The following is a 14,338-nucleotide window of genomic DNA, read 5'->3' on the forward strand; positions in this document are numbered from 1 at the left end:
CGCCCGGCGGTGGTGCAGCGGAAAGTGACGAACGGCTATCGGGCCATGTGGGCGGCCGCAGGCGAGGCGGACGTGCGCACGGTCGTCGACACCGCGCGCCTCACGGGCGCCGACACCTTCGCCACCCTCCTCAAGACCATCCGCGCCTGATCGCTTCCCGGGTTCACCTCGTCCTCGACAAGGTCAGGCGGCTCGTGCACCGCGCCGAACCCCGTGGGTAATTACGCATCAGGATGAGGTTTTTCGTATGATAAAGTATATCAATCGGTAAAATAGAATATTATATCCGCACGGAAGGCTGCGAAACCGGTCTTCATTTTGGAGTAAACGGGTGCGAAATCGTTCCGAGTCTCGAACTTGAACGCCGCGACGTCCGACCGGACGGCCACCAACTCCGCTTTCATTTCGCAGCGGACGGCCGCAAACGCGTTCCGGGTCTCGACCCGGACCGCCGCCATTCCCGAGCGGATCGTCGCGAACTCGGCATGTGCCGAGCCTTCGAGGCTCTGCAGGTCGGCAGGCCGCCCTGGACCGCCTCGGCGAAGACCTACGACAGCCCCTCCGCCTGTTCGGCGGAGAGGTGCACGCGCTCGCGCTGCACCTTCGCCGATCCGAGGGTGTCGAAGCCGACCGTGGTCATGCCGCGATCCTGGCATCGGCCGGTGCGCCGCGACGGGGCCCGGCCGGAGCCGCTCACACCCGCACGAAGGTCAGGTAGGTCGGCCGGCGCCCCTCGGCGGTGGTCTTGGCCTCGTAGCGGGTGCCGGGCCATTCCGGCCAAGGGGTGGTCCAGTCGGCGCTGCGGGTCGCGGTCCAGCGCAGGGCGGCGCAGCCGGCGGCGCGCACCAGGGTCCAGCCGACGTAGTCGTCGATGTCGGAGGCGAAGCGGAACTCGCCGCCGGGCTTCAGCACCCGGGCGATCTCGGTCAGCGATTCCTCCGAGACGAAGCGGCGCTTGCGCTGCCGGCGCTTCGGCCAGGGATCGGGGTAGAGCAAAAACACGCGTCCGATGCTGGCATCGGGCAGGCGCGGCAGCAATTCCATCGCGTCGCGGTCCCAGAACCGGACGGTGTCGAGCTCCTCCTCGTCGACGGTGCGCAGAAGCTTCACCACACCGTTGACGAAGGGCTCGCAGCCGATGATGCCGGTGCCCGGATTGAGCCGGGCCTGGGCGGCGAGGTGCTCGCCGCCGCCGAAGCCGATCTCGAGCCAGGTCTCGGCGACCGGCCGCGGAAAGAGGGCGGCGGGGTCGAGGGGGCCGGCCTCGGGCAGGCGCAGGCGTGGCAGGAGGTCGGCGAGGCGCTCCTCCTGGCCCGGGCGCAGGCGCTTGCCCTTGCGCCGGCCGTAGAAGGCGCGGGCCCGCTCGGGCCCCGCGTCGGTGTCGTGGTCGTCCATGATGTCCCGATGCCGAGGAAGGGGCGTGCGTGTCGACGCCCCCTAAAGCATTTTCCGACGAAGTGGATACCGGTTCGTCGTAGAAAATGCGGCAAACACGGAACGAGAGCGGCGCCGGATCAGGCCAGGGCGCTCTTGAGCTGGCCGACGAGGTCGGTCCGCTCCCACGAGAAGCCGCCGTCGGCCTCGGGCTCGCGACCGAAATGGCCGTAGGCCGAGGTGCGGGCGTAGATCGGCTTGTTGAGGCCGAGATGGGTGCGGATGCCGCGGGGCGACAGGTCGACGAGCTGGCCCAGGACCGACTCGAGCTTGGCCTCGTCGACCTCGCCGGTGCCGTGCAGGTCGACGTAGATCGACAGCGGCTTGGCGACGCCGATGGCGTAGGCGAGCTGGATCGTGGCCTTGCGGGCGAGACCGGCGGCGACGACGTTCTTGGCGAGGTAGCGCGCCGCATAGGCCGCCGAGCGGTCAACCTTGGTCGGGTCCTTGCCCGAGAAGGCGCCGCCGCCGTGCGGCGCGGCACCACCGTAGGTGTCGACGATGATCTTGCGGCCGGTCAGGCCGGCATCGCCGTCGGGACCGCCGATCACGAACTTGCCGGTCGGGTTGACGTGCCACACCGTGCCGTCGGTGACCCAGTTCTCCGGCAGCGCGGCGCGGATGTAGGGCTCGACGATGGCGCGCACGGCGGCCGAGTCGAGCGACTCGTCGAGGTGCTGAGTCGAGAGCACGATCTGGGTCGCCTCGACCGGGCGGCCGTCGACGTAGCGCAAGGTGACCTGGCTCTTGGCGTCGGGTCCGAGCTTGGCGGCGTCGCCCGACTTCGCCCTGCGGGCGTCGGCGAGGTCCTTGAGGATCTTGTGGGCGTAGTAGATCGGCGCCGGCATCAGGGCGGGCGTCTCGTCGGACGCGTAGCCGAACATGATGCCCTGGTCGCCCGCGCCCTCGTCCTTGTTGCCGGCGGCGTCGACGCCCTGGGCGATGTCGGCCGACTGGGCATGCAGGTAGATGGCGACGTCGTTGTTCTTCCAGTGGAAGCCGTCCTGCTCGTAGCCGATGTCCTTCACGGCCGCGCGGGTCAGTTCCTCCAGGTCCTTGAAGGTCACGGAATCGGGGCCGCGCACCTCGCCGGCGATGACGATCCGGTTGGTGGTCGCCAGGGTCTCGACGCCGAGGCGGGCCTCCGGCATCACCGCCAGGTAGGCGTCGACGACGGTGTCGGAGATGCGGTCGCAGACCTTGTCCGGGTGGCCCTCGGAGACCGACTCGCTGGTGAACAGGTAGTTGGAACGCGGCATAGGATGCGAAGCCCTCAAGGTCCCGTCGAGCGCGGCGCACCGACCGACCCTGCCCGACACATCGATCCGCGAGGTTCTGGCAGCCGGAATGCCGAACGTCAATCCGATGGACCGAAGGCGTCCGGTTTATCGAACGGATGTTGCCCGGACAGCGCGTGGTCGATCGCCCGCACCAGGCTGCCGAGGGACTGGCGCCGCTCCTCGTCGAGATGGGTGTCGGCGGCGCGGGCCACGGCCTGGGCGAAGTCGGTCCATCCCGCCTGGGCCTCCAGCCGGGCCTGCGGTCGGTCGCTGAGCCCGGGGGAGAGCTGATCGCGGCCCGGCATCCCCTCGAAGAAGAAGCCGACCGGAACGCCGAGCACCCGCGCCACCACGTCGAGGTCGGTGGCGCTCAGGCGGTTGGCGCCCTTCAGGTATTTGCCGAGCTGCGACAGCGAGACGTCGAGGGGAGTGGCCAGGGCCTCGCGGCTCAGGCCGGCGCGCAGGCGCCTCTCCTCGATGAGGCTGCCGATATGGACGTCGCGGAGATCCGCGGGTTTCCCGGCCATCTGGCGGCTCGCAGGTCGGCCCGCGCGTCGCGGCGCGGCATGAAAGGCGACGCCGGATTGTTGATTCCCGACCATTGCCATCGGGTAAATGCCCGCGCTTTGGCCGAACGGTTCATCCGTCTTAGCGGATGACGGTGGGTGAACCGGACTGGGCGATCATGCCGACACCCGGCCTTAACCCGTCCCGACGGAAGGTGCGGGGGATGCCGCGCCGCACTCACGACATGCCCTCGCTCCCGACGCCTCCCGCAACCGCCGAGGCGGCCCCGGGCCCGCGCGGTCGCGGGCGATGATGGACCCCGCCGACATCTGCCTGCGCTTGGGCGCCGCGATCCTGGCCGGCGGCCTGGTCGGCGTGAACCGCGAGATGCATTCGAAGCCCGTCGGCGTGCGCACGCTCGGGCTCGTCGCCCTCGGTGCGGCCCTCGTGACCATGGCCGGGTCGGGTTTTTCCGGCGACGGCACCGACGCCAATGCGAGCCGGGCGATCCAGGGCACCATCACGGGAATCGGGTTCCTCGGCGCCGGCGTGATCGTGAAGGGCGAGGGCGACCGGGTCCACGGGCTGACCACCGCCGCGGCGATCTGGGTGACGGCGGCCCTCGGCATCCTGTGCGGGCTCGGCGCCTTCCTGCCGCTCGCGCTCGGCACCGTGTTCCTGCTGCTGACGCTGTTCGTCGGCGGTGTGATCGACCGGGCGATCGACCGGCGCCGTCGCGCCAGGCACGATCGGCCCGGGAGCGACCCGGTCCCCCGGTAGCGGCGCGCCGGACGCGACGGCCCTCCCACGGGGTGAGCGGCAAGCGGAGCCGGCCAGGTGAATGCCCAGCCGGCCAATGCCCGGTCGGGGGTCAGGCCGGTACGGTGAGGGTCAGCACCAGGGAGGCCGCCAAGACCTGCCGGCCCGAGGCGTCGCGGACGTTGGCGTGGCACCGAAAACCATCGTCCCCACACGGCTCAGCCGCGAGCATCTCGACCAGGGCGGACCGAACGTAGTCGCGGATCGCACTCGTGTCCGCAAGCTCAACTCCCACGTCGTCGAAGGTGGCGACACCATCGAACGTATCGACGTAGACGAGCGGCATTGCGTCAACCTTCGCAAGATCTAAACAGCGTCTACTACTGATCGCAACGCGAAAGGTTCCCCCGCAGGTCATGGTCGAGCGAGCGTCGGCGCCCCGGCCGCGCCTCCGGGTCGGCCGTCGCAGGCCCGCGACGCCGCGACGGCTTGCATGCCCGCGAACTTCGCACCGCGCCGAACGTAATCCCTCGGAACGCCGCGAGGCGCCGGACCGGCCGGCCTCGCCCCAACGACGAGAGAGACAGGATCATGGCCTACGACATCCCGCCCCACCTGTCGGCGCAGCGCGCCGACCCCCCGGCCCCGATCGACGCCGACAAGCCGAACACGGCGATGCTGAAGGGCGACATCGATTCCGGCCGCAGCGGCGACAAGGTCGAGGTGTTCGACCCCGGCATGGCGATGCTCGGCACCTGCGAGGAGGCGGGCGGCAACGCGCTGTCGCCGAAGGACATCGCCCGCGCCCGCCTCGCCGAGATCAAGGAGCGCTGGCGGCTGTCGCCGCGCAAGCCGGGCTACGCGCACGACCGCGCCGACCCGACGCTCGCGCTCTATGTCGGGTTCATCGGGGTCGCGGGGGTCGGGCTGTCGGCCGCGATCTGGCTCGCCAGGGCCGCCGCCTGACGGCGGATCGGTCCCGGCGGAGTGTTCAAAGATCCCGGCGGCGGAGCGTCGCCGGGGTCGGCCACCCGTGTCAGGCGCGGCGGAACGCCAGGGCGGCGCGGAACGGTGCCGCGACAAGGGTGCACAAGGCGCCGACCGTGAGGACGAGGGCCACCGAGAGGAGCGCCCCGAAGATGCCGATGAAACGCACGCTGCTGCCTCGCTGGGGTGGCTTGGGGCCGGGTCGAATCCGCGGCCTGGTCGAGGGGCAGGAGGCGCCGCAATCAAGGCAGGAGTGAGGACTCCGCATCACGCTCAAGCCGAAATCGCCTGCGGCGTCGGACCACGGATCATCCTGTGAATCTCGGGGGACGGCACCACTCGTCCGAGCGGCGGGGCACCGGCGAACGGGACCCGCCGCACGGCACCCGGGCAGCCGGCCCGGCCGCAAAAAAGCACGCCCGCCGGAGGGATAGGACCTCGGCGGGCGGACCGTCTTCGGCGAATGGGGAACCCGCCTTCGAGGAGAGAACGTGGCGCGAGCGGGGCGGTTCCCGGCGTCGCGCCACGCGTCCCGGAGGGCCTATTCCCCGGCGGCGCTCTTGGCCGCCTTGGTCGCAGGCTTGCCGGTCGCGGGCTTCTTGGCCGGCGCTTTCTTGACGGCCTTTGCCGTATCGCCCGCGTCCTCGGTGCCGGTCGCCTTGGCGGCCGCCTTCCGCGCGGCGGGCTTGGGCTCCACCTCGCCGTCCTCCGCGGCCGTGTCCTTCGCCGCGGCCTTGGCGCTCTTCGCGGTCGCCTTGCCGGCGGTCTTGGTCGCGGTCTTGGTCGCGGTCTTGGCCGTGCTCTTGGCCGGCGCCTTGCGGGCGCCCGCCTTCTTCTTCGTCCCACCGCCGGCCTCGCGCCGGGCCGCGATCAGGCGCAACGCCTCGTCGAGGGTCACGGCCTCGGCATCGGCACCCTTGGGCAGCGTGGCGTTGATCTCGCCGTCGGTGACGTAAGCGCCGTAGCGGCCGGCCTTGACGGTGACCGGCTTGCCGGTGTCGGGCGTGGTGCCGATCAGGCGGCCGGGATCCTGCGCCGGGCGGCCGCCGCCCTGCTCCTTCTGGACGATCAGGTCGATGGCGCGGTTGGCGCCGACCTCCAGCACGTCGTCGTCCTTGCCGAGATTGGCGTAGGTCTTGCCGTGCTGCACGTAAGGGCCATAGCGGCCGATATTGGCCAGGATCGGCTCGCCGGTCTCCGGGTGGCGAGCCACCTCGCGCGGCAGCGACAGGAGCTTCAGCGCCTTCTCGAGGTCGACCGCCGACGGGGCGAGCCCCTTGGGCAACGAGGAGCGCTTGGGCTTCTCCGCCCCCTTCTCGGCGGAAGCCTCGCCGAGCTGCAGGAACGGACCGAAGCGGCCGTCGCGCAGGGTCACGGGCAGGCCGGTCTCGGGATCGTCGCCGAGCACCCGCACGCCGGGCTGGCCTCCCTCGCCCGCCCCTTCGCCGTCTCCGTCGAGGCCGGTGGCGTTGAGCTGGCGGGTGTACTTGCACTCCGGGTAGTTCGAGCAGCCGACGAAGGCGCCGAACTTGCCGAGCTTGAGCGAGAGCTGGCCGCTGGCGCAGTTCGGGCAGGCGCGGGGATTGCCGCCGTCGGCCTTGGCCGGGAAGATGTGCTCGGCGAGGAGCCCGTTCAGCGCCTCCAGCACTTCCGTGGTGCGCAGCTCCTTGGTGCCGGCGATCGCCGCGGAGAAGTCGCGCCAGAAGTCGCGCAGCACCGCCCGCCAGTCGATCTCGGCATTGGAGACCCGGTCGAGCTGCGATTCGAGATCGGCGGTGAAGTCGTACTCGACGTAGCGCCGGAAGAAGCTCTCGAGGAAGCCGGTGACGATCCGGCCCTTGTCCTCCGGCACCAGGCGCTTCTTGTCGATCTTGACGTATTCGCGGTCGCGCAGCACCTGCAGCACGGCGGCATAGGTCGAGGGCCGGCCGATGCCGAGCTCCTCCATCCGCTTGACCAGGCTCGCCTCGGAGTAGCGCGGCGGCGGCTCGGTGAAGTGCTGGGTCGCGGCGATGCGCTCGCGGGCGAGGTTGTCGCCGGCCTTCATCGGCGGCAGGCGGCAGGATTCCTCGTCCTCCTCGTCGTCCTTGCCCTCCTGGTAAAGGGTGAGGAAGCCGTCGAACTTCACCACCTGGCCAGTGGCGCGCAACTCGATGCGGCGCGGGCCGACCTGGGCGGCGATCTCGACGGTGGTGCGCTCCAACTCGGCCGATTCCATCTGGCTCGCCACCGTGCGGATCCAGATCAGCTCATAGAGCTTGGCCTGCTCGGGCTCGAGGAAGCGCGCGACCTCCTTCGGCAGCCGGGCGAGGTCGGTCGGGCGCACCGCCTCGTGGGCTTCCTGCGCGTTCTTCGCCTTCACGCTGTACTTGCGCGGCGCACCCGGCACGTAGGCGTCGCCGTACTCGGCGCCGATCACCTGGCGGGCCTGGGCCACCGCCTCCGGCGCCATGTCGACGCCGTCGGTCCGCATGTAGGTGATGAGGCCGACGGTCTCGCCGCCGATCTCGATGCCCTCGTAGAGCCTCTGGGCCACCCGCATGGTCTGGGCCGGCGCCAGCCCGAGCTTGCGCGAGGCCTCCTGCTGCAGCGTCGAGGTGGTGAAGGGCGGCTGCGGGTGGCGCTTGGCGGGCTTGGCCTCGACCGAGGCGACCGTGAAGGTGGCGAGCTCCAGGTCGCGCCGGAAGGCCTCGGCCTCCTCCGCATTGCCGACGTCGAGGCGCTGGATCCGCTTGCCGTCGGCACCCACCAGCCGGGCCTCGAACACCGCGCCGCTCTCGGTCTTGAGCGTGGCGACGATCGACCAGTATTCGCGCGGCTTGAAGGTCTCGATCTCGCGCTCGCGGTCGCAGACGAGGCGGAGCGCCACCGATTGCACGCGCCCCGCCGAGCGGGCGCCCGGCAGCTTGCGCCAGAGCACCGGCGAGAGGTTGAAGCCGACGAGGTAGTCGAGGGCGCGGCGCGCCAGGTAGGCGTCGACGAGGGCCTGGTCGATCGCCCGCGGCTGGGCCATCGCGGTCGCGACCGCATCCTTGGTGATGGCGTTGAAGGTGACGCGCTCGACGGGCACGTCCTTGAGCACCTTCTTAGCGTGCAGCGCCTCGAGCACGTGCCAGGAGATCGCCTCGCCCTCGCGATCCGGGTCGGTCGCCAGGATCAGCTTGTCGGCGCCCTTCACGGCCTTCGCGATCTCGGCGACCCGTTTCGCCCCGCGATCCTCGAGCTCCCACAGCATATGGAAGTCCTGCTCGGGATCGACCGAGCCGTCTTTCGCCGGAAGGTCCCGGATATGCCCGAACGAGGCCAGCACCTCGTAGTCGCTGCCGAGGTACTTGTTGATCGTCTTGGCTTTGGCCGGCGACTCGACGACGACGACTTTCATGGACGGGCTGCCTCTTCGAAGAGCACACCGCGGCAGATCGGGCTTCAACTTGTGCGGGGCGGCCGGCGCGGGGTGTCGCGCGGCGAAGCGGACAAGTGGGTGATGAAGGAGCGGTTGTCAAATACCGGCGATGGTCCGCAGGCGATCCTTGCCGCGGGCCTGCGCCGCTCCTATAGCCCTGGTCCCAGGATGAGCACCCAGGCACCCCCCGGCTTCCCGCACCGCCACCTCCTCGGCATCGAGGGCCTCTCGCCCCTCGACATCGCGGCGCTTCTCGACCGTGCCGACGAGGCCGTCGAGATCAGCCGCCAGGTCGAGAAGAAGCGCACGACCCTGCGCGGGCGCACCCAGATCAACCTGTTCTTCGAGCCCTCGACGCGGACCCAGTCCTCGTTCGAGCTGGCCGGCAAGCGCCTCGGCGCCGACGTGATGAACATGTCGGTCGCCTCCTCGTCGGTGAAGAAGGGCGAGACCCTGATCGACACCGCCGCGACCCTGAACGCGATGCGCCCCGACATCATCGTGGTGCGCCACCACCAGGCCGGCGCGGTGCATCTCTTGGCCCGCAAGGTCGATTGTTCGGTGGTGAATGCCGGCGACGGCGCCCACGAGCACCCGACCCAGGCGCTCCTCGACGCGCTGACCATCCGCCGCAACAAGGGCCGGATCGAGGGGCTGACGGTGGCCATCTGCGGCGACGTCCTGCATTCGCGGGTGGCGCGCTCGAACATCATCCTGCTCATGGCGCTCGGCGCCCGGGTGCGGGTGATCGGCCCCTCGACCCTGCTGCCGCCGGGCCTGCCCCGCTTCGGCGTCGAGGTCTTCACCGACATGCGCAAGGGGCTCGACGGCGTCGACATCGTCATGATGCTGCGGCTCCAGCGCGAACGGATGAACGGCTCCTTCGTGCCTTCCGTGAAGGAATACTTCCGCTATTTCGGCCTCGACGGCGACAAGCTGAGCCACGCCAAGCCCGACGCCCTGGTGATGCATCCCGGCCCGATGAACCGCGGCGTCGAGATCTCCTCCGAGGTCGCCGACGGCGCGCAGTCGCTGATCAAGGAACAGGTCGAGATGGGGGTCGCGGTGCGGATGGCGGTGCTGGAAGCGCTGGCGACGCATCTGCCGAACGCGTGAGGGGTTGGGCGTAACCTTAGGGAAGGGCGCCACGACCTGAATCCTCCCCCCTCTGCGGGGGAGGGTGGCCTGCGGAGCAGGCCGGGAGAGGGGCAGCGCGACGCTGATCCAGTGAGCGCCCGTCACCACGGTCGCGACGTCTCCGGAAGCGGCGTCCCCTCTCCCGCACCACTTCGTTGGGGCACCCTCCCCCGCAGAGGGGGGAGGGGTTGAGCGGCGAGCTTTAAGAGGAGGAGTGGGTGGAGCAAGAGAAGCGAAATCCCGTCCCCGGCCGGCTCGGGGACTTTGCCAAGGATCAGCGCTCCCTTTCCACACGCGACGAAGCCCTGTTCTGGAGCCAAGTCCGCGCCGGCCGCCTCTCCGGCCACAAGTTCAAGCGGCAGGTCCCCATCACCCCGTACATCGTCGATTTTCTCTGCCCTTCCGCCCGCCTGATCGTCGAACTCGACGGGGAGCCGCACGAGACGGCCGAGCGCCGCAAGCGAGACGCCGACCGGGATGCCTGGCTCCGCCGCCAATCTTTCGAGATCATGCGGTTCACGAACGACGCCTTCCTCGGCAATCCCCAACTCGCGCTCGACACCATACTCGCCGTAGTCGAGCGACGCTCCACTACGGCCCCGCACTCCGAGCGGCTTGATCCATGACCACACTCCTCACCAACGCCCACCTGATCGACCCCGCGACCGGCCGCGAAGGCCCCGGCGCGGTCCTCGTCCGCGACGATCGCATCGCCGACGTCCACTGGGGCAAACCCGCATCCGTGCCCGAGGGCGCGGACGTGATCGAGTGCGGCGGGCAGGTGCTGACAGCCGGCCTCGTCGATCTGCGCGCCTTCGTGGGCGAGCCGGGGGCCGAGCACCGCGAGACCCTGGCGAGCGCCAGCGCGGCGGCCGCCGCGGGCGGCGTCACCACCCTGGTCTGCATGCCCGACACCAACCCGCCGATCGACGAGCCGGCGATCGTCGACTTCGTGCTGCGGCGGGCCCGCGACACCGCCAGCATCCACGTGCTGCCCGCCGCCGCCATCACCAAGGGCCTCGCCGGCCAGGTGATGACCGAGTTCGGGCTCCTGACCGAGGCCGGTGCCGTCGCCTTCACGGACGGGCTCAAGGCGGTCACCAACGCCCAGGTGATGCGTCGCGCGCTGACCTACGCCCGCGATTTCGGCGTGCTGCTGATGCAGCACGTCGAGGAGCCCACGCTCGTCGGCGACGGGGTGATGAACGAAGGCGAGATGGCCTCGCGGCTCGGGCTCCACGGCATTCCGCGGGAGGCCGAGACGATCCTGCTCGAGCGTGACATCCGCCTCGTGCGCCTCACCGGGGGGCGCTACCACGCCGCGATGATCTCCTGCGCCGATTCGGTCGAGATCGTGCGACGCGCCAAGGAGGCGGGACTTCCGGTCACCTGCGGCGTCTCGGTCAACAACCTGGTGCTGAACGAGAACGACATCGGCCACTACCGCACCTTCTGCAAGCTCTCGCCGCCGCTGCGGACCGAGCAGGACAGGCAGGCGGTGGTGGCGGCGTTGAACGAGGGCGTGATCGACGTGATCGTCTCCGATCACAACCCGCAGGATGTCGAGACCAAGCGCCTGCCCTTCGCCGAGGCCGCCGACGGGGCGCTCGGCATCGAGACGCTGCTCGCCGCCGCCCTCCGCCTGGTCCATGCCGGCGACGTCTCGCTGCCCCGCCTCCTCGCCGCCCTCTCGGCCGCGCCCTCGCGGGTGCTCGGCCGCGAGACCGGGCGCCTCGCGCCCGGCGCCCCCGCCGACCTCGTGCTGGTCGATCCGGACGCGCCCTACGTGCTCGACAAGCGCCGGCTGAAGTCGCGCTCGAAGAACTCGCCCTTCGACGAGGCGCGGCTGCAGGGCCAGGCCGCGCTGACCATGGTGGCCGGCCGCATCGTCCATCGCGGCGAGGAGGCGGGCCGATGACGCCGGACTGGACCCAGATCGCCCTCTGGCTCGCCGTCGGCTACCTGTTCGGCGCGATTCCCTTCGGGCTGATCCTGACGCGCCTGGCCGGCCTCGGCGACGTGCGGGCGATCGGCTCGGGCAATATCGGCGCCACCAACGTGCTGCGCACCGGCCGCAAGGGGCTGGCGGCCGCGACGCTCGTCGGCGACGCGCTCAAGGGCACCGCCGCGGTGCTCCTCGCCGCGCGCCTCGGCGGACCGGACGCGGCGCTCGCCGCCGGGCTCGGCGCGTTCCTCGGCCATCTCTTCCCGGTCTGGCTCGGCTTCAAGGGCGGCAAGGGCGTGGCCACCTTCATCGGCGTGCTGCTCGGGCTGTATCCCCTCGGGGTCCTGGTCTTCGCCGTGGTCTGGCTCGGCCTCGCCTTCCTGCTGCGCTACTCCTCGGCTTCGGCGCTCGCCGCCTCGGCCGCCACACCGCTCGCCCTGTGGGCGTTCGGGCAAGGGCGCCTCGCGGTGCTGTTCTGCGTGCTCGCCCTGCTGCTATGGTGGAAGCACGCGCCCAATATCCGCCGCCTCGCCGCAGGCACGGAGGGGCGCATCGGCCAGAAGGGCTGAAGGTCTGACACCGACCCTCACCCAAGGTTCGGCGGACCTTCGAGGGGAGTTGGGTCTTGCAGTTAAGCGACGCGCAGCGCCTCGACTGGCTCCGGCTGATCCGTTCCGAGGGGGTCGGCCCGCGCACCTTCCGGGGGCTGGTCAACCGCTTCGGCGGGGCGGGCGCCGCGCTGAAGGCCCTGCCGGACCTCGCCAAGGCCCGGGGCAAGCCGATCCGGGTGGCCACCAAGGCCGAGGCCGAGCGCGAGATCGCGGCGGCCGCCCGCCTCGGCGCCCGGTTCGTGGCGATGGGCGAGGCGGAGTACCCCCTGCCGCTCCAGGCCACGGCGGACGCGCCGCCGCTCATCTGCCTGCGCGGCGACGCCGCCTGCCTCAAGCGCCCCGCCGTCGCCGTCGTCGGCTCGCGCAACGCGTCCGCCGCCGGCCTCACCTTCACCGAGCGGCTGTCGCACGCCCTCGGCCACGAGGGACTGGTGATCGTCTCGGGGTTGGCCCGCGGCGTCGATGCAAGGGCCCACAAGGCGGCGCTCCAGAGTGGCACCGTCGCGGTGCTGGCCGGCGGGCACGACCGGATCTACCCGTCCGAGCACGAGGAGCTGGTCGCGCGCATCCTCGATTCCGGAGGCTCGATCGTCGCCGAGATGCCGATGGGCTGGGAACCGCGGGGCCGCGATTTTCCCCGCCGCAACCGCATCATCTCGGGGCTGTCCCTCGGCACGATCGTGGTCGAGGCGGCGCGCCGTTCCGGCTCGCTCATCACCGCCCGCTTCGCGCTGGAGCAGGGCCGCGAGGTCTTCGCCGTGCCGGGCTCGCCCCTCGATCCCCGGGCCGAGGGCACCAACGACCTGATCCGCGACGGCGCCACGCTGTGCGCCGCCCCCGAGCACGTCATGACGGTGCTGACGCCGCTGATCGGCGGGCCTGCGCCGGAGACCGGGGCCGAGGACGCGGCGGACCGGCCCGAGCCGGCGCTCTACTGGGACGAGATCGACTTCTCCGCCGAGCCGGTCACCGCCATGGCGGCCGAGCCGCCGCCGCCGCCCTTCGAGGAGGGCCCGCCGGAGCCGGCGCGGCGCGACGACCGGGCCATCCTGCTCGAACTGCTCGGCCCGTCACCGGTCCCGGTCGACGCCCTGGCCCGGCAGGCCGGTGTGTCGGCGCGGGTCGCCCAGAGCCTGCTGATGGAGCTCGAGCTCGACGGGAAGATCTGGCGGCATCCGGGCGGGGCGGTCTCGCTACGCTGACGCGGGCGGTGCCTCGCCCCGGTGCATCGCCTCGACCTCCGGCGTGAACCGCCCGTCCGGCCCGTGCAGCACCAGGGCCGGCGTCAGGACGAACGGGGCCCGGCTGCCGCGCACGCCCGCCACCAGCACCCGGATCGCCGCCGATTCCGCCCGGGCCTGGACCGGCGTGACCCGGATCCCTCCGAACCGACCCGCCATCGCGTCGAGGCAGGCCGGGAGCGCATCGGCGCGGTGGATCATCACCATGCGGCCGCCGGGGCGCACGAGATCGGCGCAGGTGCGCAGCCACGAGTCCAGGCCGCCGGACGCCGAGAAACCGTGGGCCGAGGCCTTCGCGGCGACCGGCGAGGCGCGGTGCCGGCCGGGCTCGAAGAACGGCGGGTTGCTGAGGAGCAGGTCGATCGTGTCGGGCAGGAGACCGGCGGCCCACCGCTCGCTACCCGGCGCCGTCACGTCGGCCTCGACCACCCCGACCCGGGCGGCGAGCCCGTTCGCCTCGGCGTTGATCCGGGCGAGGGCGGCGGCTGGCCCGTCCCGTTCCACCAGCATCACCCGCGCCTCCGGGCAGGCGAGAGCGACGGCGAGCCCGACCGCGCCGGTGCCGGCGCCGAGGTCGCACACGGTCTCGCCGGCCCGCGCGCCGGCCGACGCGGCGAGCAGCACCGCGTCGGTGCCGGCCCGGTGGCCGCCGCGCGCCGGCTGGCGCAGGGCGAGGCGGCCGCCGAGCCAGGGCTCGGGGTCAGGAACGGGGGTCATCGCGCAGCTCGTGGGCGAGGCCGGCCTCGACCAGGAGGCGCCTCGCCTGGCGGGCATGGTCCTCCGGCACCAGCAACCGGCGCGGGAAGGCGCCGATCATCCCCTCCATCACGCTGATGTGGTTGTCGGCGACGAGAACCGGGATGTCGGCCCCGGTCAGGAGCGATTCCGCGAAGCCGATCAGGACGAGGTCGTTGGTGCGGATGAGCTCGATCATGGTGCCGTGCGGGGTCCTGTCTCGGATCGCGGCGGCCATACCACACCTCCTGTCCGGTTGCGCCGCATCCCCAGCGCGCCGGGCCGGTTGCGGGCCTTGC

14 protein-coding genes and 1 pseudogene are annotated in these 14,338 nt (G+C 71.3%); 8 read left to right on the forward strand and 7 right to left on the reverse strand.

Annotated elements, in window-relative coordinates:
* A pseudogene (locus tag BMX97_RS31950) lies at positions 1-150 on the forward strand (IS66 family transposase); the annotation flags it as partial.
* 543 nt (positions 151-693) lie between these two features.
* Here BMX97_RS31950 and BMX97_RS06625 read toward each other — a convergent pair.
* The 3 genes from BMX97_RS06625 to BMX97_RS06635 all read right to left on the reverse strand — a co-directional run bounded on the left by BMX97_RS06625 (position 694) and on the right by BMX97_RS06635 (position 3,241).
* A complete protein-coding gene (locus BMX97_RS06625; RefSeq protein ID WP_091747073.1) occupies positions 694-1,395 on the reverse strand; it encodes a tRNA (guanine(46)-N(7))-methyltransferase TrmB in 702 nt (233 codons plus the stop codon).
* A gap of 119 nt (positions 1,396-1,514) precedes the next feature.
* Positions 1,515-2,693: a methionine adenosyltransferase gene (gene metK, locus BMX97_RS06630; RefSeq protein ID WP_091747076.1), complete on the reverse strand. Its 1,179-nt coding sequence runs from the start codon at positions 2,691-2,693 to the stop codon at positions 1,515-1,517.
* Positions 2,694-2,791: 98 nt separating this feature from the next.
* Positions 2,792-3,241 carry a helix-turn-helix domain-containing protein gene (locus BMX97_RS06635; RefSeq protein WP_091747078.1) on the reverse strand — a complete coding sequence of 150 codons (450 nt, stop codon included), beginning with the start codon at positions 3,239-3,241 and terminating at the stop codon, positions 2,792-2,794.
* Positions 3,242-3,530: 289 nt separating this feature from the next.
* On the opposite strand from BMX97_RS06635, the gene BMX97_RS06640 reads away from it, so the two are divergent.
* On the forward strand, positions 3,531-4,001 hold the full coding sequence (locus BMX97_RS06640; RefSeq protein ID WP_091747081.1) for an MgtC/SapB family protein: 471 nt from the start codon (positions 3,531-3,533) through the stop codon (positions 3,999-4,001).
* Positions 4,002-4,092: 91 nt separating this feature from the next.
* Here the strand turns inward: BMX97_RS06640 and BMX97_RS06645 are convergent, their stop codons facing one another.
* Positions 4,093-4,326: a DUF6894 family protein gene (locus BMX97_RS06645; protein WP_091747084.1), complete on the reverse strand. Its 234-nt coding sequence runs from the start codon at positions 4,324-4,326 to the stop codon at positions 4,093-4,095.
* Between the two features lie 245 nt (positions 4,327-4,571).
* Here BMX97_RS06645 and BMX97_RS06650 point away from each other — a divergent pair, with 245 nt between their 5' ends.
* Entirely contained in the window at positions 4,572-4,946 is a 375-nt protein-coding gene (locus tag BMX97_RS06650) for a hypothetical protein (protein ID WP_091747086.1), read from the forward strand.
* Positions 4,947-5,508: 562 nt separating this feature from the next.
* On the opposite strand, the gene topA is transcribed toward BMX97_RS06650, so the two are convergent.
* Complete coding sequence (gene topA / locus BMX97_RS06655; protein WP_091747088.1) at positions 5,509-8,349, reverse strand: type I DNA topoisomerase; 2,841 nt, start codon at positions 8,347-8,349, stop codon at positions 5,509-5,511.
* 189 nt (positions 8,350-8,538) lie between these two features.
* Here topA and BMX97_RS06660 point away from each other — a divergent pair, with 189 nt between their 5' ends.
* From BMX97_RS06660 to dprA, 5 genes are all read left to right on the forward strand, one after another.
* Entirely contained in the window at positions 8,539-9,486 is a 948-nt protein-coding gene (locus tag BMX97_RS06660) for an aspartate carbamoyltransferase catalytic subunit (protein ID WP_091747091.1), read from the forward strand.
* A 239-nt stretch (positions 9,487-9,725) separates the two neighbouring features.
* Complete coding sequence (locus BMX97_RS06665; RefSeq protein ID WP_091747094.1) at positions 9,726-10,133, forward strand: endonuclease domain-containing protein; 408 nt, start codon at positions 9,726-9,728, stop codon at positions 10,131-10,133.
* Entirely contained in the window at positions 10,130-11,425 is a 1,296-nt protein-coding gene (locus tag BMX97_RS06670; RefSeq protein ID WP_091747096.1) for a dihydroorotase, read from the forward strand. Before BMX97_RS06665 ends, BMX97_RS06670 begins: the two co-directional genes overlap by 4 nt.
* Complete coding sequence (gene plsY, locus BMX97_RS06675; protein ID WP_091747099.1) at positions 11,422-12,021, forward strand: glycerol-3-phosphate 1-O-acyltransferase PlsY; 600 nt, start codon at positions 11,422-11,424, stop codon at positions 12,019-12,021. Before BMX97_RS06670 ends, plsY begins: the two co-directional genes overlap by 4 nt.
* Positions 12,022-12,077: 56 nt before the next feature.
* The gene (dprA, locus tag BMX97_RS06680; RefSeq protein ID WP_091747102.1) at positions 12,078-13,265 is read left to right on the forward strand and encodes a DNA-processing protein DprA; all 1,188 of its coding nucleotides are present in this window, start codon (positions 12,078-12,080) and stop codon (positions 13,263-13,265) included.
* On the opposite strand, the gene BMX97_RS06685 is transcribed toward dprA, so the two are convergent.
* Both BMX97_RS06685 and BMX97_RS06690 read right to left on the reverse strand, forming a co-directional pair.
* On the reverse strand, positions 13,257-14,021 hold the full coding sequence (locus BMX97_RS06685; RefSeq protein ID WP_091747105.1) for a tRNA1(Val) (adenine(37)-N6)-methyltransferase: 765 nt from the start codon (positions 14,019-14,021) through the stop codon (positions 13,257-13,259). The two genes, dprA and BMX97_RS06685, sit on opposite strands and share 9 nt — an antisense overlap.
* Entirely contained in the window at positions 14,005-14,238 is a 234-nt protein-coding gene (locus BMX97_RS06690) for a putative signal transducing protein (protein ID WP_091747920.1), read from the reverse strand. The genes BMX97_RS06685 and BMX97_RS06690 overlap by 17 nt, the downstream gene beginning before the upstream one ends.
* Positions 14,239-14,338 lie beyond the last annotated feature (100 nt).

The organism is Methylobacterium sp. ap11, assembly GCF_900110515.1.
Classification (GTDB): Bacteria; Pseudomonadota; Alphaproteobacteria; order Rhizobiales; family Beijerinckiaceae; genus Methylobacterium; species Methylobacterium ajmalii.